The sequence below is a fragment of the Pseudomonas paraeruginosa PA7 genome (assembly GCF_000017205.1).
GTDB classification, from domain to species: Bacteria; Pseudomonadota; Gammaproteobacteria; order Pseudomonadales; family Pseudomonadaceae; genus Pseudomonas; species Pseudomonas paraeruginosa.
Window position 1 is genome coordinate 5,968,122 of sequence record NC_009656.1, and the last position, 16,772, is coordinate 5,984,893.

The following is a 16,772-nucleotide window of genomic DNA, read 5'->3' on the forward strand; positions in this document are numbered from 1 at the left end:
TATCAGCGACCGATTGCGATGGCCTGATTATTCATGATCCGCGGTGCCAGGAAAACCAGAAGTTCGTTTTTCCTGTCGACCACCGTGTCACGCCGGAACAGGCGGCCCAGGTAGGGCAGGTCGCCGAGGAACGGCACCTTGTCCACCGCCTTGGTCTGCTCGTTGCTGAACACCCCGCCGATGACGATGGTTTCGCCATCGTTGACCAGGATCTTGGCGTTGACCTCGTTCTTGTTGATCGGCGGTACGCCATTCAGCATGTTCTGGTAGTCCGGCGCATCCTTGGTGACCTTGACCTCGACGATGATCCGGTTGTCCGGCGTGATCTGCGGGGTCACTTCGAGGGACAGCGCAGCCTCCTTGAAGGAGGTACTGGTGGCGCCGCTGGAGCTGGCCTCCTGATAGGGAACCTCGGAGCCTTTGAGGATCTTCGCGGTTTCCTTGTCGGAAGTGACCACCTTCGGCTGAGAAATGATTTCACCGTTGCCGGTCTTTTCCATCGCCGACAATTGCAGGTCGAGGATGATGTTGTCGGTGATGAAGCCGATGCCGATCCCGGAAGTGGCATCCTTCGCGCCAATATCGACGAACGGCGACGGCGACTTGTTGGTGCCCACGGTGGGGAAGCTACAGTTGCCGGCGATGGGACCGCAGTTCAGGCCTTCCTCGTCCTTGATCCCCATGTTGCCGTCCTTGCCGTAGGCATTCCAGTTGCCCTTGTGGTAGGCACCGCCCCAGCGCACGCCGAGGCTCTTGTCGTAGCCGACGTTGGCTTCGACGATGCGCGCCTCGATCATCACCTGGCGTACCGGGATGTCCAGTTGCGAAACGATCCGCCGCAGCTCATCCAGGCGATCTTGCGGCTGGTAGGCGATGATGCTGTTGGTGCGGTCGTCCACTGTGATCGAGCCGCGCCCGCCTTCCTTGCCTTCCGCACCGCCCTCGCTGGTCACCGACTGGAACAGCTTGGCGATGTCCGCCGCCTTGGCGTAGTTCACCTGGATCAGCTCGCGACGCAGCGGCGCCAGTTCGGCGATCTGCTTCTGCGCTTCCAGCTCCTGACGCTCGCGTGCGGCGATCTCGTCGGCCGGTGCCACCAGCAGCACGTTGCCGAGCTTGCGCTTGTCCAGGCCCTTGGTCTTGAGCACGAGGTCCAGCGCCTGGTCCCACGGCACATTCTGCAGGCGCAAGGTGATGTTGCCCTGCACGGTATCCGAGGCCACCAGGTTCAGATCGGTGAAGTCGGCGATCAATTGCAGCACCGACCGCACGTCGATGTCCTGGAAGTTCAGCGACAGCTTCTCGCCGGTGTAGGCGAAGTTGTCCTTCTTGCGCCGCTCGGCGTCGTCCGCGGTCATCGGCTTGATGCTGACGGTCAGGCGATTGTCGGTCTGGTAGACCAGGTAGTCGTAGAGCCCGCTCGGCTCGATGGTGATGCTGGTACGGTCGGATTGCGCACTGGCGTTGATGAACTGCACCGGGGTGGCGAAGTCCTTGACGTCCAGGCGAACCCGCAGCGCGTCGGGCAGCTGGGTCTTGGCGAAGTCCAGGCGGATCTTGCCGCCCTGTTCCTGGATATCCGGGCTCAGCGTCGGGTCGGAGAGGTCGATGACCACGTTGCCCTCGCCCTTCTCGCCGCGTTGGAAGTCGATATTGCGGATCGCGCGGCCCGCCGGCACATACGGCTTGGGCTTGATCGGCTGGGCGTAGCTGGCCGGAGCCGGGCTCGCCTTGACCGGAGCGGCGGAAGCGACGCTGGCGCCGGCCGGCGAATTGCCGACCACTACGAACAGGTTGTTGCCCTCCACCCGGGTGGTGTAGGACGACAGCGTGGTCAGGTTGATGATCAACCGTGTGCGGTCCTTCGCCTCGACCACCGTGACGCTGCGTGTATTGCCCACGCTCAGTTCGCGGTTCTTGGTGCCGAGCTTGTTCTGCACCCCCGGCAGGTCGAGGGCGATCCGCGCCGGCTGCTCGATGGTATAGCCACGCGGCGTGGCGACGGGCTGGTCGAACTGCAGCTTGAGCTCGACCCGGTCTCCCGGCAGCGCCGCCACGTCGAGTTTCTCCAGGTCCGCGGCGAGCAAGGCCGGCGCGAACATGGCGGCCAGCAAAGCGATCCCGAGGCGCGAGAGGCCACTGTTCATCGTCCGACTCCGTTGTACAGACTGCTGTTGGTTATGCATGTTTTTCCCCGCCCTCAGGAGCGTTCCTTGAGAGTCAGGCTGCGCGGACGCTCCAGCCAGTTCCCCTCTCCGTCAGGAACGATTTCGATCACGTCTATTTTTCCTTCGCTGATGCCGACGACCTTGCCGTCGTTGCGCCCCAGGTAGTCCCCGACCCTCACCCGGTGCACGCCACCCGCCCCCTTCACCAGGGCGAAGGTGCCCTGGGCATTGGACAGGGTGCCGACCATCTCGAAGGTTTCGATGTTGAAGCCTTCCAGGAACTGCTTGACCCGCGTCTCGTCGGGCTTGATCACCTTGTTGCCCTTCTGCCGCACCGTCAGGTCGATCTTCACCGGCGGCTGGAACGGACTGCGCAGCGATGCGGCGCTATAGGTAAAGGCCTCGTACGGCTGGAACTTCGGCAACGGCTCGATGGTGCCCTTGGGACGCGCCCGTACCTCGTCCATGTAGGTCTGCAGGTCGGCGAAGTCGGAGCCGCCGCATCCGGCCAGGCTGGCGAGCAGCAGGCTGCTCATGATCAGACGGGCTCTCATTTCTTCAGCCCCTTGTCGTTGTAGCGGTAGGTCTTGGCCAGGATGCTCATGCGCAGCTTGGACGTACTGCCGGGCTCGACCGGCTTGATCTCGAAGTCATGCAGGGTGACGATCCGCGGCAGACTGGAGACGCCGCTGACAAAGGTCGCCAGGTCGTGATAGCCACCGACCACGCTGATCTGGATCGGCAGCTCGATGTAGAACTGCTGGGTGACCTCGGGGAGCAGCTTGATCTCCTCGAACTCCAGCCCGCTGCCCAGTCCGGTGCGAGTGATGTCCTCGAGCAGGCCGGGCACCTCGGTGTCGCTGGGCAGTTGCCGCAGCAAGGCGCCGAAGGACTCTTCCATCTCCTTCATCTGCGCCTTGTAGGCTTCCAGGTTCGCGGCCTGGAAGGCCTTGGTGGAGAACTGCTGCTTGAGCGTCTCCTCCTCCGCGGCCTGCTGCTCCAGCTGCGCCTGCATGTCGCTCAGGTGGAAGTTGTAGCCCAGCGCAAGCACCGCCGCGGTCAGCAGCACGCAGACGATGACCTTGACCGCCGCCGGCCAGGAACCGATGTTGTTCAGGTCGAGATCGTTGATGTCGATCTTGCGCAGACTTTCCAGGGAACTGGCCAGACTCATTTCTTGGCTCCTTGCGCAACCCCATTCTTGGCCTTGGCATCCTGCTCGCCCGGCTGCGTCTGCTGCACGGTCAACTGGAACACGTTGGCCTGGTCCACCGCCCCCTGGGTCACCGCCTTGACCTCGTTCAGGGTCGGCGCGGTCAGCCATTCGGACGCGTCCATGTTGCGCATCAGGTTGGAGACACGGTTGTTGGACTCGGCCGCGCCGGCGATGGCGATATTCCTGCCGGTCATCTTCAGGTCGGTGAAATACACGCCGTCGGGCAGCGTGCGCACGAGCTGGTCGAACACCCGGCCGATGATCGGGCGGTTGCCCTGCAGGTCCTGGATGATCTTCATCCGCTCGAGCAACTGCTGGCGGCGCGACTTCAGCTCGCTGATCTCCTTGATCCGCGCGTCCAGCACGACGATTTCCTTGCGCAGGAAGTCGTTGCGTGCATTCTGGTTCTCGATGGCGGCGGTGAAGTACTGGTCGCCGAGGAACACCAGGGCCGCCGAGGCCACCAGCACGCCACCGAGGATCACCAGGAACTGCTGCTTGCGCTGCTCGCGCAGCTCTTCGCGCCAGGGTAGAAGGTTGATCCGTGCCATCAGTCGAAACTCCTCAACGCCAGGCCGCAGGCGATCATCAACGCCGGCGCGTCGCTGGCCAGGGCACCGGCGTTCACCTTGCCGTTCAGCGCCATGTCGGCGAACGGGTTGGCGACCAGGGTCGGGGTGCCGATCTTCTGCTGGATCAGCCGGTCGAGGTCCTGGATCGACGCCGTGCCGCCCGCCAGGACGATGTAGTCGACGTCATTGAACTGGCCGGCGGCGAAGAAGAACTGCAGCGAACGGGAAACCTGCTGGACCACGGCGTCCTTGAACGGACGCAGGACTTCGCTGTCGTAGTCATCCGGAAGACCACCCTGCTTCTTGGCGAGACCGGCTTCCTCCACCGAAAGCCCGTAGCGCCGCTGGATCTCCTCGGTGAGCTGGCGTCCGCCGAACAACTGCTCGCGGGTATAGATGGTGCGGCCGTTGTGCAGGACGCTGAGCGTGGTCATGGTCGCGCCGATGTCCACCACCGCCACGGTCAACTGGTCGGTGTCGGCACCCAGCTGGCTGCTCAGCAGCGCATAGGAACGCTCCAGCGCGTAGGCCTCGACGTCGACCACCTTGGCGGTCAGGCCGGCCAGCGCCAGGGCCGCTTCGCGCACCTCGACGTTCTCTTTCCGACAGGCGGCCAGGAGCACGTCCACGCGCTCGGGATTGCGCGCGGAAAGACCCTGGACCTCGAAGTCGATGGCGACCTCCTCCAGCGGATAGGGGATGTACTGGTCGGCCTCGATCTTCAGCTGGTTTTCCAGTTCGTCCTCGGAAAGCCCAGCCTCCATCTCGATCGTCTTGGTGATCACCGCCGAACCGGCGACGGCCACCACGGCCGATTTCAGGTTGGTTTTCGCCTTGACCAGCACCCGTGACAACGCCTGGCCGACCCCTTCCAGCTCGACGATGTTCTTTTCCACGACTGCGTTCGGCGGAAGCGGCTCGACGGCATAGGCCTCCACTTTGTAGCGGCCTCCGGAGCGGCTCAACTCAAGGAGCTTTACCGAGGTCGAGCTGATGTCGATCCCCAGTAAGGTATTCGCTTTCTTTTTTATGAGCCCTAGCACGACCAATTCCCTATTAGCGTTCAATACTTACGAACGATTCTTCTTTTTTCACATTAGATACCAGAGCTGAAGGCCAGGCAAATGGCTAGGTCACAGAAAAATTGCTTATAATGTGAACAGCTTTTGCCTTTTTCCTGTCCTATTCGCTTAACTCTTTCTTTTTCCTGGAAATCCGAATCTACCCATGCGCCTGCTGAAGTTCCTGTGGTGGACTTGCGTCACCCTGATTTGTGGAGTGCTGCTCAGTTTCAGCGGCGCCTATCTCTATCTGAGTCCCAGCCTGCCCTCGGTGGAGGCTCTGCGTAACGTCCAGCTGCAGATCCCCCTCAAGGTCTACAGCGAGGACGGCAAGCTGATCTCCGAGTTCGGCGAGATGCGCCGGACCCCGATCCGCTTCGCCGACATCCCGCAGGACTTCATCCATGCCCTGCTGTCCGCCGAGGACGACAATTTCGCCAACCATTATGGCGTCGATGTGAAAAGCCTAATGCGCGCCGCCGCGCAATTATTGAAAAGCGGTCACATCCAGACTGGCGGCAGCACCATCACCATGCAGGTGGCGAAGAACTACTTCCTTACCAATGAAAGAAGCTTCTCGCGAAAGATCAATGAAATCCTCCTGGCCCTGCAGATCGAGCGGCAGCTGACCAAGGACGAGATCCTCGAGCTCTACGTCAACAAGATCTACCTGGGCAACCGCGCCTATGGCATCGAGGCTGCCGCACAGGTCTATTACGGCAAGCCGATCAAAGACTTGAGCCTGGCCGAGATGGCGATGATCGCCGGTCTGCCGAAGGCGCCCTCGCGCTACAACCCGCTGGTCAACCCGACCCGCAGCACGGAGCGGCGCGACTGGATCCTCGAGCGCATGCTCAAGCTCGGCTTCATCGACCAGCAGCGTTACCAGGCCGCCATCGATGAGCCGATCAACGCCTCCTACCACGTGCAGACCCCCGAGCTGAACGCGCCCTACATTGCCGAAATGGCCCGCGCCGAGATGGTCGGCCGCTATGGCAGCGAGGCCTACACCGAGGGCTACAAGGTCATCACCACGGTGCGCAGCGACCTGCAGAACGCCGCCAGCCAGTCGGTCCGCGACGGCCTCATCGACTATGACCAGCGCCACGGCTACCGCGGCCCGGAAACCCGCCTGCCGGGCCAGACGCGCGACGCCTGGCTCAAGCATCTCGGCCAGCAGCGCAGCATCGGCGGCCTGGAACCGGCGATCGTCACCCAGGTGGAAAAGAGCGGGATCATGGTGATGACCCGCGACGGCAAGGAAGAAGCCGTGACCTGGGACAGCATGAAGTGGGCGCGCCCCTTCCTCAGCAACAACAGCATGGGGCCGTTGCCGCGCCAACCCGCCGACGTGGCCCAGGCCGGCGACCAGGTCCGCGTGCAGCGCCAGGAAGACGGCACCCTGCGCTTCGTGCAGATCCCCGCCGCGCAGAGCGCGCTGATCTCCCTCGACCCGCAGGACGGCGCGATCCGCTCGCTGGTCGGCGGCTTCTCCTTCGAGCAGAGCAACTACAACCGCGCGATCCAGGCCAAGCGCCAGCCGGGCTCCAGTTTCAAGCCGTTCATCTACAGCGCTGCCCTGGACAACGGCTTCACCGCCGCCAGCCTGGTCAACGACGCGCCCATCGTGTTCGTCGACGAGTACCTGGACAAGGTCTGGCGACCGAAGAACGACACCAACACCTTCCTCGGCCCGATCCCGCTGCGCGAAGCCTTGTACAAGTCCCGCAACATGGTCTCGATCCGCGTCCTGCAGGGCGTGGGCATCGAGCGGGCGATCAGCTACATCACCAAGTTCGGCTTCCAGCGCGACGAACTGCCGCGCAACTTCTCCCTGGCCCTGGGCACCGCGACGGTGACGCCGATGGAGATCGCCGGCGCCTGGAGCGTGTTCGCCAACGGCGGCTACAAGGTCAATCCGTACGTCATCGAACGCATCGAAAGCCGCGATGGCCAGGTGCTGTACCAGGCCAACCCGCCCCGCGTGCCGGTGGAGGAACAGGCCGCTGCGCAGGATACGGAAGACGCCGGCAATCCTGGCGAGCCGGAGGCTCCGGAGAGCGCCGAAGGCGAGGGTTCGATCGAAGCCCAGCAGGTCGCCGCCAACGCCCGGACCACCTTCGAGCCGACCCCGGCGGAGCGGATCATCGACGCCCGCACCGCCTACATCATGACCAGCATGCTGCAGGACGTGATCAAGCGCGGCACCGGGCGCCGCGCCCTGGCGCTGAAGCGCACCGACCTGGCCGGCAAGACGGGCACCACCAACGACTCCAAGGACGGCTGGTTCTCCGGCTACAACTCCGACTACGTGACCAGCGTCTGGGTCGGCTTCGACCAGCCGGAGACCCTGGGTCGCCGCGAGTACGGCGGCACCGTCGCGCTGCCGATCTGGATCAGGTACATGGGCTTCGCCCTCAAGGACAAGCCGATGCACACCATGGCCGAGCCGCCAGGCATCGTCAGCCTGCGCATCGACCCGGTCACCGGCCGCTCTGCCGCGCCGGGCACACCCGGCGCCTATTTCGAGATGTTCAAGAACGAAGACACCCCGCCCTCGGTCAACGAACTGCCGCCGGGCAGCTTCCCCGGCAGCCCGCTGCCGGACGACGAAGGCGCACCGATCGACCTGTTCTGAACCGGCGCCTGCGCTTCGTTGGCGACGACGGAGCGCGAGGCGCAGGCAAAAAGAAACCCCGCCAAGGCGGGGTTTCTTTTTATCCGGCTTATCCGACGGCTCGATCAGCCGTTGAAGACATCATCCACCGATTTCAGCGGATAGTTCTTCGGATACGGCAGGGTCGCCACGCCGGTCTCGATGGCAGCCTTGGCCACGGCATCGGACACCACGCTGATCAGGCGCTTGTCCATCGGCTTCGGAATGATGTACTCGCGGCCGAATTCCAGCCTGTCCACGCCATAGGCGGCGCAGACGTCCTCCGGCACCGGCTGCTTGGCCAGGTCGCGCAGGGCCAGGGCGGCGGCGATCTTCATCTCTTCGTTGATGCGCGTGGCACGTACGTCCAGGGCACCACGGAAGATGAAGGGGAAACCGAGCACGTTGTTGACCTGGTTCGGATAGTCGGAACGACCGGTAGCCATGATCACGTCGTTGCGGGTGGCATGGGCCAGTTCCGGCTTGATCTCCGGGTCCGGGTTGGAGCAGGCGAACACGATCGGGTTCGGCGCCATGCGCTTGAGGTCTTCCGGCTCCAGCAGGTTGGCGCCGGACAGGCCGACGAACACGTCGGCGCCATCCAGGGCGTCGGCCAGGGTGCGCTTGTCGGTCTCGGTGGCGAACACCGACTTGTACTGGTTCAGGTCGTCGCGGCCGGCGTGGATCACGCCCTTGCGGTCGATCATGTAGATGTTCTCGACCTTGGCGCCCATGCTCACCAGCAGCTTCATGCAGGAGATGGCGGCGGCGCCGGCGCCGAGGCAGACGATCTTCGCGTCTTCCAGCTTCTTGCCGGCCAGCTCCAGCGCGTTGAGCATGCCCGCCGCGGTAACGATGGCGGTGCCGTGCTGGTCATCGTGGAACACCGGGATGTCGCACTGCTCGATCAGCGCGCGCTCGATCTCGAAGCACTCGGGAGCCTTGATGTCCTCGAGGTTGATGCCGCCGAAGGTGATGGAGATGCGCTTGACGGTATCGATGAAGGCCTGCGGGCTTTCGGCGTCGACCTCGATGTCGAACACGTCGATGCCGGCGAAGCGCTTGAACAGCACACCCTTGCCTTCCATCACCGGCTTGGAGGCCAGCGGGCCCAGGTTACCCAGGCCGAGAATCGCGGTGCCGTCGGAGATCACTGCCACCAGGTTGCCCTTGCCGGTGTACTGGTAGGCCAGCTCGGCATCGCGGGCGATTTCACGCACCGGCTCGGCGACACCCGGGCTGTAGGCCAGGGACAGGTCCCGGGCGGTAGCGGTGGGTTTGGTCAGCTCGACACTCAGTTTTCCCGGACGGGGTTGTGCGTGATATTCGAGGGCAGCGGTTTTAAGATCGGACATTTGGGCACTTCCGCTTTATTGCTTGTTGGACAGACGGGGCGACCGAGCATACGCAAGAAGACGACGCCCCACAAGATCGTCAGGACCCGGCTGTCAAGACCTCTAGCGTACGACTTTAAGCCAATCGCCCGGACGGGGTTCACCGCTCGGATAAAGGTCATTCAGCAGACGCAGGCGAGCCACGGAGTCACTCAATGACCCCTCGCCACCAGCCGCCAATCGCTCCAGCGTCTGCCCCGCCTTGACCTGCACCAGGTGCAGGCGTCGCGGCTGCGCCAGGGCCCGCTCCTTGTCGCGCAGCGGACGGAAGCTGCGGATCACGCCGAGGAAGCGGTCGTCCTGGGTCTCCAGGGAACCGACCTTGACCACGCCGACGAACAGGTAGGCCCGGTCGCCCTGGTAGATCACCGCCACCCGCCGCGCCGGGTTGCCTGGCACCACCGCCGTGTAGCCGTTCAGCCCGGCCTGCTGCAGCGACTCTTCCCGGGCCAGCCGTTGCCCGGCGTTCTTGCGCAGGAACTCCGCGGGCGTCAGGCGGGCATCATGGGGCACCAGCTTCATGCCGATGAACGACTGCTCGTCCGCCGGATAGCCGAGCAGGGCGCTCGGCTGGTTGAGGATCTTCCAGCCCGCCGGATAGCTCAGGGTGAAGTCCAGCTCGGCATGGTAGAAATTCTGCCCGCGACGCACCCCGGCCGCGGCCGAGTCGCCGAAGGGCAGGCCCTCCAGGTGGCGGAGGAACACGTCGCGGCCGACTTCCTGCTGTCCGTTGGCCAGTTGCCGCGCCGGACCGACCACCTGCTGCAGGCGCCGGTCATTGTCCGGGTGGGTGTCGAACAGGCCGTGGTAACCGCCGGCCTGCACCGCCTGGCCATTGCGCGCCGCCTCCGCGCGGGCGAAGTCTTCCTGGTTCTTCAGCACCCGCACCACCTGGATCATCGCCGTCGGATCGTAGCCGGCGCGGGCCAGGTACTGGGCTCCCAGCCCATCGGCCTCCAGCTCCATGTCACGGCCATAGCCGCGGACGAAGGCGGTGCCGAGCACGTTCGCCAGGTCGCCGGCGGCACCGACGCCGGTACCGATCGCCACCGCCTGGCCGAGGATGTTCCAGGCGCTGGCCTGGCTCTGCTGGCGCACGCTGTGACGCGCCGTGACGTGGCCGACCTCGTGGCCGAGCACCGCGGCCAGCTCGGCCTCGGAGCCGAGGTAGGCGATCAGTCCGCGATGGATATAGATGTAGCCGCCCGGCAGGGCGAAGGCGTTGATGTCCGGCGAGTCGATGACGGTGAAGTGGTACTGCAGGTTGCTGCGATGGCTGCTGCGCGCGACCCGCTCGCCGACCCTCTGCACGTAGGCCTGGAGTTTTTCGTCATTGTAGCGGGGGAACTGCTTGAGGATTTCCTGGTTGTAGCGGGCGCCCATGCCGAGCTCCTGCTGCTCGCTCATCATCACGAAGTCGCTCTTGCCGGTGGCCGGGTTCACCGCGCAACCGCCCAGCGTCGCGACTCCCAGCACCAGCATCAGGAGCCAGACGATCCTCATGGAAGCCACTCCAGCATCGCCGGGTCGGTCACCGACAACTGCCAGCGCGCCTTGCCGGCCGGCACCGCGCCCCGCCGGGAACGGTCGACAACCCAGCCACGCACTTCCAGAGAACGCCCCGCCATCTGCATCACCCGCTTCGCATCGAATGCCTTGAGCACCTTCGGCTCGATCCGCAGGACCAGCGGACCGTCCATTTCCAGCCAGATGCCACCCCGGTTGCGCTCGACCTCGAGCACCCGTCCGCGAACCACGGCGAAACCGCTCTGCGACAGTTGCTCCGCCGACAGCACCGGCGAACGCTTCCACACTCCCAGATTAGCCGATCGCGCGGCACGTTCAGCGGCTTGCTGACAGGCCGTCAGCTCGGTGTTCGGCGCCACCGCCACCAGATAGCCGAGGCCTTCGCCGAGCAGGCGTGCCTCGAGATTGCCGCCACTGGCGTCGAACAGGTGCGCCAGGGTCCGGCCGTAGTGATCGCGGGCCTGACGCCCCGGCTGCAGGCCGAGACGCCCGCCGCCGGCCGTCACCAGCGCCTGCAGGCGCTGCTTCGCGGCTTCGGCGTAAGGTTCGGTGGTACGGCCGTTGTGCGCCAGTTCAGGCGCGTTGATGCCGATCAGCCGCACACTCCGGCCGTCGCGCAGGCGCACGGTGTCACCGTCCACCACCCGCGCCACCTCGACGCTCTGCAAGGTCCCGGTGGGACGGCAGGCCTCCGCCGCGCCGGCGGCGACAGAAATCACGGACATGAAAAAGGCGCCCACCAGGGACGCCTTTCTCGGTACAGCGACAAGAAGCATTGCGCGCGTTCGCGGCAAGCGGCTTACTTGGTGGCGCCGAATACGCCGAAACGCTGCTTGAAGCGGTCGATACGGCCGCCGGTGTCCAGCACCTTCTGCTTGCCGGTGTAGAACGGGTGGCATTCGGAGCACACGTCCAGGTGGATCGGCTTGCACAGGGTGGAACGGGTCTTGATGACGTTACCGCAGCTGCAGGTAGCTTCGATAGCTTCGTAAGCCGGATGGATGTCCGCTTTCATGATTTGATCCTCGGGGCGTTGTGTGCCGCCACCCAGCGCTTTTACCGGGCACCGCACGTAATTAAGGGCGTGGATCATACCAGACCGTTTCATCTATGCAAGCGACCCCGCCCGCCGGTCGTCTGCTAACATCGCCGGCCCGGTCCTCGTTTCCTTCATCCCCGGAAGCCGCTGAGTGTCAGACCTGATCCTACGCCTCGCCCTGCCTTCGCCCCTCCGACGCCTGTTCGACTATCGGGCGCCACGCGGGATTCCACGCAGCGCCCTGCAACCGGGGATACGCCTGCTGGTGCCGTTCGGGCGCCGCGAGATGATTGGCGTTCTGATAGAGGTGACGGACCGTTCCGAAGTGCCGGAGGACAAGCTCAAGCCGGCGCTCAGGGTGCTCGACGCCAAGCCGCCGATGCCCGCCCACCTGCTCGAGCTATGCCGCTGGACCGCCCAGTACTACCAGCACAGCCTCGGCGACAGCCTGTCCTGGGCGCTGCCCAACCTGCTGCGCCAGGGCGAGCCGGCCGAGGCCCGCCAGCAGCGTTTCTGGCACGCCGTCGAGCAATCCAGCCTCGACGACCCGCGCCTGGCCCGCGCGCCGCGCCAGCGTCAGGCCCTGGCGATTCTCAAGCAGCATCCGCACGGGGTTTCCCATGAGTTGCTGAACCAGCTGGAGATAAACAAGGACAGCCTCGACCTGCTCAAGGAAAAAGGCCTGGTCGAACTGGAGGTGCGGCGCCACAACACCCCGCCGCGCGAAGGCGGCTGGCTGGCCCAGGCGGAGCTGCCGCTGAACCCCGAGCAGCGCGCCGCCTTCGAGGCGGTCCGCGCCAGCCACGGCAGCTTCCACTGCTTCCTTCTGGCTGGCGTCACCGGCAGCGGCAAGACCGAGGTCTATCTGCAACTGATCCGCGAGACCCTGGCCGCCGGCCGCCAGGCGCTGGTACTGATTCCCGAGATCAACCTCGGCCCGCAGACCCTGGCCCGCTTCGAGCGGCGCTTCAACGCGCGCATCGCCCTGCTGCACTCGGCCCTGACCGACCGCGAGCGCCTCGACGCCTGGCTCGCCGCACGGGATGGCGAGGCCGATATCGTCATCGGCACCCGCTCGGCGCTGTTCACTCCGCTGAAGCGTCCGGGACTGATCATCGTCGACGAGGAACACGACGCCTCCTATAAACAGCAGGACGGCCTGCGCTACCACGCCCGCGACCTGGCGCTGGTGCGCGCGCGCCTGGAGAACGTGCCGATCCTACTCGGCTCGGCCACTCCCGCCCTGGAAAGCCTGCACAACGCCCAGGCCGGCCGCTACGGCCTGCTGCGCCTGACCCAGCGCGCCGGCGGTGCCCAACCGCCGAAGTTCATTCGCCTCGACGTGAAGAGCATGCCGCTCGACGCCGGGCTTTCCCGGCCCCTGCAACAGGCCATCGGCGACACCCTGGCGGCCGGCCAGCAGGTGCTGGTGTTCCTCAACCGCCGCGGTTTCGCCCCGACCCTGCTGTGCCACGACTGCGGCTGGATCAGCCAGTGTCCGCGCTGCGACGCGCGGATGACCGTGCACCAGGGCAGCGGTGAGCTGCGCTGCCACCACTGCGACCATCGCCAGCGCCCACCGATGAACTGTCCGCAATGCGGCAAGCTCGACCTGCGCCCGGTGGGCGCCGGTACCGAGCGCGCCGAGGAGCGCCTGCGGATTCTATTCCCGCATCATCCGGTGCTGCGCATCGACCGCGACAGCACCTCGCGCAAGCACGCCATGCGCGACCTCTTCGCTACCATCAACAGCGGCGAGCCATGCATCCTGGTCGGCACCCAGATGCTCGCCAAGGGTCATCACTTCCCGCGGGTCACCCTGGTGGCGATCCTCGACGCCGATGGCGGCCTGTTCTCCGCCGACTTCCGCGCCAGCGAACGCATGGCCCAGCAGATCGTCCAGGTCGCCGGCCGCGCGGGGCGCGCCGAGGAACCCGGGCGGGTACTGATCCAGACCCACCTGGCCGACCACCCGCTGCTGGTCCAGCTCACCGAAGACGGCTACTTCGCCTTCGCCGAGCAGGCCCTCAGCGAGCGCCGCGCCGCCGGCCTGCCGCCCTTCGCCCACCTCGCCCTGCTGCGCGCCGAGGCGCACAAGCCGGGCCAGGCGGAAGCCTTCCTCGACAGCGCCTGCGGCGCCGCCGAGCAACTGCTGGAGCAGATCGGCGGTCCGGAGGTGGAACTGCTCGGACCGGTGCCGGCGCCCATGGAGCGGCGCGCCGGCAAGCACCGCGCGCAGTTGCTGCTGCAGTGCATGAGCCGGGCGCCGTTGCACCGCCTGCTGGCGCCCTGGCTGCAAGCCCTCGAACAGCTACCCGGCGGACGCCAGGTACGCTGGTCGCTGGACGTGGATCCGATCGACCTTTTCTGATGGGCGTCCAGGAAGACACCCCACTTGACAGGGGTCAGGCGGAACCAGCGACGCCAGGCGCAAACTGTCGGCTGATCGCTGCAACGGTTGGCAACATCTGTCCACCCACGGATAATGCGCGGTTCTGAGCCTCGACCGGCCACCCTGCGCACCCCGCGGGGACTGAACTCCGGAGCGCCGCATCCGCCGGCCCTTCCACTGCCTGACCGTCGCGCGCCGCCCCCTCTGCCCGCGAGCACGGAGAGAACGATGAAAGACACGATTCGCCAGCTGATCCAGCAAGCCCTCGACCAACTGACCGCGGACGGCACCCTGCCCGCCGGCCTGACCCCGGACATCCAGGTGGAGAACACCAAGGACCGCAGCCACGGCGATTTCGCCAGCAACATCGCGATGATGCTGGCCAAGCCGGCCGGCATGAAACCGCGCGACCTGGCGACCAGGCTGGTCGAGGCGCTGCCCGCCCACGAGCAGTTGGCCAAGGTGGAAATCGCCGGCCCCGGCTTCCTCAACTTCTTCCAGGACCACATCTGGCTCGCCGCCAGCCTCGACCGCGCCCTCGCCGACGAGCGTCTCGGCGTGCGCAAGGCCGGCCCGGCGCAACGCGTGGTGATCGACCTGTCCTCGCCGAACCTGGCCAAGGAGATGCATGTCGGCCACCTGCGCTCGACCATCATCGGCGACGCCGTCGCGCGCGTCCTCGAGTTCCTCGGCGACACGGTGATCAGGCAGAACCACGTCGGCGACTGGGGCACCCAGTTCGGCATGCTGCTCGCCTACCTGGAAGAGCAACCGGTGGACGCCCAGGCCGAGCTGCACGACCTGGAGGTCTTCTACCGCGCGGCGAAGAAACGCTTCGACGAGTCTCCCGAGTTCGCCGACCGCGCCCGCGAACTGGTGGTCAGGCTGCAGGCCGGCGACCCCGACTGCCTGCGCCTGTGGACGCGCTTCAACGAGATTTCCCTGTCGCACTGCCAGAAGGTCTACGACCGTCTCGGCGTGAAGCTGAGCATGGCCGACGTCAAGGGCGAGAGCGCCTACAACGACGACCTCGCCCAAGTAGTCGCCGACCTGACCGCCAAAGGCCTGCTCACCGAAGACAACGGCGCGCTGTGCGTCTTCCTCGAGGAGTTCAGGAACGCCGAGGGCAATCCGCTCCCGGTGATCGTGCAGAAAGCCGGTGGCGGCTACCTCTATGCCACCACCGACCTGGCCGCCATGCGTTATCGGCACAACGTGCTGCACGCCGACCGCGCGCTGTACTTCGTCGACCAGCGCCAGGCCCTGCATTTCCAGCAGGTATTCGAAGTGGCGCGGCGCGCCGGCTTCGTCCCGGCCGACATGGAGCTGGAGCACATGGGCTTCGGCACCATGAACGGCGCTGACGGGCGTCCGTTCAAGACCCGCGACGGCGGTACGGTGAAGCTGATCGACCTGCTGGAAGAAGCCGAGAGCCGCGCCTATGCCCTGGTCAAGGAACGCAACGAGCAGCGCGTCGAGCGCGGCGAGGAGCCGTTCGACGAGGCCCAGCTGCGCGAGATCGGCCGGGTGGTGGGTATCGACTCGGTGAAATACGCCGACCTGTCCAAGCACCGCACCAGCGACTACAGCTTCAACTTCGAACTGATGCTCAGCTTCGAAGGCAACACCGCGCCCTACCTGCTCTACGCCTGCACCCGCGTGGCCAGTGTGTTCCGCAAGCTCGGCCAGGGCCGCGAGCAACTGGGCGGCAGGATCGTCCTCGAGCAGCCCCAGGAGCTGGCCCTGGCCGCACAACTGGCGCAATTCGGCGACCTGCTCAACAACGTCGCGCTCAAGGGCGTGCCGCACCTGCTTTGCGCCTACCTGTACGAACTGGCCGGACTGTTCTCCAGCTTCTACGAGCACTGCCCGATCCTCACCGCCGAGGACCCGGCGCAGAAGGACAGCCGCCTGCGTCTCGCCGCGCTGACCGGCCGCACCCTGGAACAGGGCCTGGAGTTGCTCGGTCTGAAGACCCTGGAACGCATGTAATCGAACCCGCCCGAACAGGAGTCCGGGAACCCCCATGGCAAAGAAGAAACCCGCCCCCAAGCGCGGCGCCAGCCGCTACCAGGCGCCCGCCGCGAAGAACGGCGTTCCCGGCTGGGTCTGGCTGGTCGCCGGACTGGCCATCGGCGGCTTCATCATGTTCCTGATGAAGCTCGAACCCGGGCGCAAGGACGTCCAGCGCGAACGCCCGGATGCCCAGCGCCCGGCCACCGTGCAGGGCAAGCAGCCGCAGCAGCAGAACGCCCAGGCCCAGCAACCGGCGCAGACGCCGGCCCAGGCCAAGCCGAAGTACGAGTTCTATACCTTGCTGCCGGAGTCCGAAGTCGTGGTGCCGCCCGAAGCGGTACCGGAAAAGGCCCCTCCGCCGCCCACCCCCGCCGAACTGGCCAAGGCCGACGAAGCGCGGGCCAAGGCCGCCCTCGCCGGCCAGGTGCCGCCGCCGCTGCCCAAGGCGGTGGTCGCCGCCAGCACCCAGTTCTTCCTGCAGGCCGGCTCGTTCCGCAAGCAGTCCGACGCCGACCGCGTGCGCGCGCAGATCATCCTGCTCGGGCAGTCGGTGAACGTCGAGGCCGGCAACGTCCGCGACGAGACCTGGTACCGGGTGATGGTCGGCCCCTTCAACAGCCGCGACCAGTTGTCCCAGGCGCAGAAGACGCTGTCCTCCAACGGTTTCAGCAACCTCCTGTTACAGCAACGCAAGGCCCGCTGAACGCGGGCCCCGCGCCGGGCGTCCCGAC

At 65.8% G+C, this 16,772-nt stretch carries 13 protein-coding genes; 4 read left to right on the forward strand and 9 right to left on the reverse strand.

Features of this window, described 5'->3' with window-relative positions:
- Positions 1-2 precede the first annotated feature (2 nt).
- The 5 genes from pilQ to pilM are packed head-to-tail and all read right to left on the reverse strand — an operon-like array spanning position 3 to position 4,999.
- Positions 3-2,147: a type 4a pilus secretin PilQ gene (gene pilQ, locus PSPA7_RS27565; RefSeq protein WP_012077720.1), complete on the reverse strand. Its 2,145-nt coding sequence runs from the start codon at positions 2,145-2,147 to the stop codon at positions 3-5.
- 53 nt (positions 2,148-2,200) lie between these two features.
- On the reverse strand, positions 2,201-2,722 hold the full coding sequence (pilP, locus tag PSPA7_RS27570) for a type 4a pilus biogenesis lipoprotein PilP (RefSeq protein WP_012077721.1): 522 nt from the start codon (positions 2,720-2,722) through the stop codon (positions 2,201-2,203).
- The gene (gene pilO / locus PSPA7_RS27575) at positions 2,719-3,342 is read right to left on the reverse strand and encodes a type 4a pilus biogenesis protein PilO (protein WP_003148775.1); all 624 of its coding nucleotides are present in this window, start codon (positions 3,340-3,342) and stop codon (positions 2,719-2,721) included. The genes pilP and pilO overlap by 4 nt, the downstream gene beginning before the upstream one ends.
- Complete coding sequence (gene pilN / locus PSPA7_RS27580) at positions 3,339-3,935, reverse strand: type 4a pilus biogenesis protein PilN (protein ID WP_003148777.1); 597 nt, start codon at positions 3,933-3,935, stop codon at positions 3,339-3,341. The genes pilO and pilN overlap by 4 nt, the downstream gene beginning before the upstream one ends.
- On the reverse strand, positions 3,935-4,999 hold the full coding sequence (pilM, locus tag PSPA7_RS27585) for a type IV pilus assembly protein PilM (RefSeq protein ID WP_003110888.1): 1,065 nt from the start codon (positions 4,997-4,999) through the stop codon (positions 3,935-3,937). The genes pilN and pilM overlap by 1 nt, the downstream gene beginning before the upstream one ends.
- A gap of 184 nt (positions 5,000-5,183) precedes the next feature.
- Here pilM and PSPA7_RS27590 point away from each other — a divergent pair, with 184 nt between their 5' ends.
- Positions 5,184-7,655, forward strand: coding sequence for a penicillin-binding protein 1A (locus PSPA7_RS27590; RefSeq protein WP_012077723.1), 2,472 nt, complete (start codon positions 5,184-5,186; stop codon positions 7,653-7,655).
- A gap of 104 nt (positions 7,656-7,759) precedes the next feature.
- Here the strand turns inward: PSPA7_RS27590 and PSPA7_RS27595 are convergent, their stop codons facing one another.
- The 4 genes from PSPA7_RS27595 to rpmE all read right to left on the reverse strand — a co-directional run bounded on the left by PSPA7_RS27595 (position 7,760) and on the right by rpmE (position 11,609).
- The gene (locus tag PSPA7_RS27595) at positions 7,760-9,028 is read right to left on the reverse strand and encodes a malic enzyme (protein WP_012077724.1); all 1,269 of its coding nucleotides are present in this window, start codon (positions 9,026-9,028) and stop codon (positions 7,760-7,762) included.
- A gap of 102 nt (positions 9,029-9,130) precedes the next feature.
- Positions 9,131-10,570, reverse strand: a complete 1,440-nt coding sequence (locus PSPA7_RS27600) for a M48 family metalloprotease (protein WP_012077725.1) — start codon at positions 10,568-10,570, stop codon at positions 9,131-9,133.
- Positions 10,567-11,319 carry a thermonuclease family protein gene (locus PSPA7_RS27605; protein ID WP_439795064.1) on the reverse strand — a complete coding sequence of 251 codons (753 nt, stop codon included), beginning with the start codon at positions 11,317-11,319 and terminating at the stop codon, positions 10,567-10,569. The genes PSPA7_RS27600 and PSPA7_RS27605 overlap by 4 nt, the downstream gene beginning before the upstream one ends.
- A gap of 74 nt (positions 11,320-11,393) precedes the next feature.
- A complete protein-coding gene (gene rpmE / locus PSPA7_RS27610) occupies positions 11,394-11,609 on the reverse strand; it encodes a 50S ribosomal protein L31 (RefSeq protein WP_003148783.1) in 216 nt (71 codons plus the stop codon).
- 175 nt (positions 11,610-11,784) lie between these two features.
- On the opposite strand from rpmE, the gene PSPA7_RS27615 reads away from it, so the two are divergent.
- From PSPA7_RS27615 to PSPA7_RS27625, 3 genes are all read left to right on the forward strand, one after another.
- On the forward strand, positions 11,785-14,004 hold the full coding sequence (locus tag PSPA7_RS27615; protein WP_012077726.1) for a primosomal protein N': 2,220 nt from the start codon (positions 11,785-11,787) through the stop codon (positions 14,002-14,004).
- Between the two features lie 249 nt (positions 14,005-14,253).
- Entirely contained in the window at positions 14,254-16,017 is a 1,764-nt protein-coding gene (gene argS / locus PSPA7_RS27620; RefSeq protein WP_003156914.1) for an arginine--tRNA ligase, read from the forward strand.
- A 34-nt stretch (positions 16,018-16,051) separates the two neighbouring features.
- A complete protein-coding gene (locus PSPA7_RS27625) occupies positions 16,052-16,744 on the forward strand; it encodes an SPOR domain-containing protein (protein ID WP_012077727.1) in 693 nt (230 codons plus the stop codon).
- Positions 16,745-16,772: the final 28 nt, after the last annotated feature.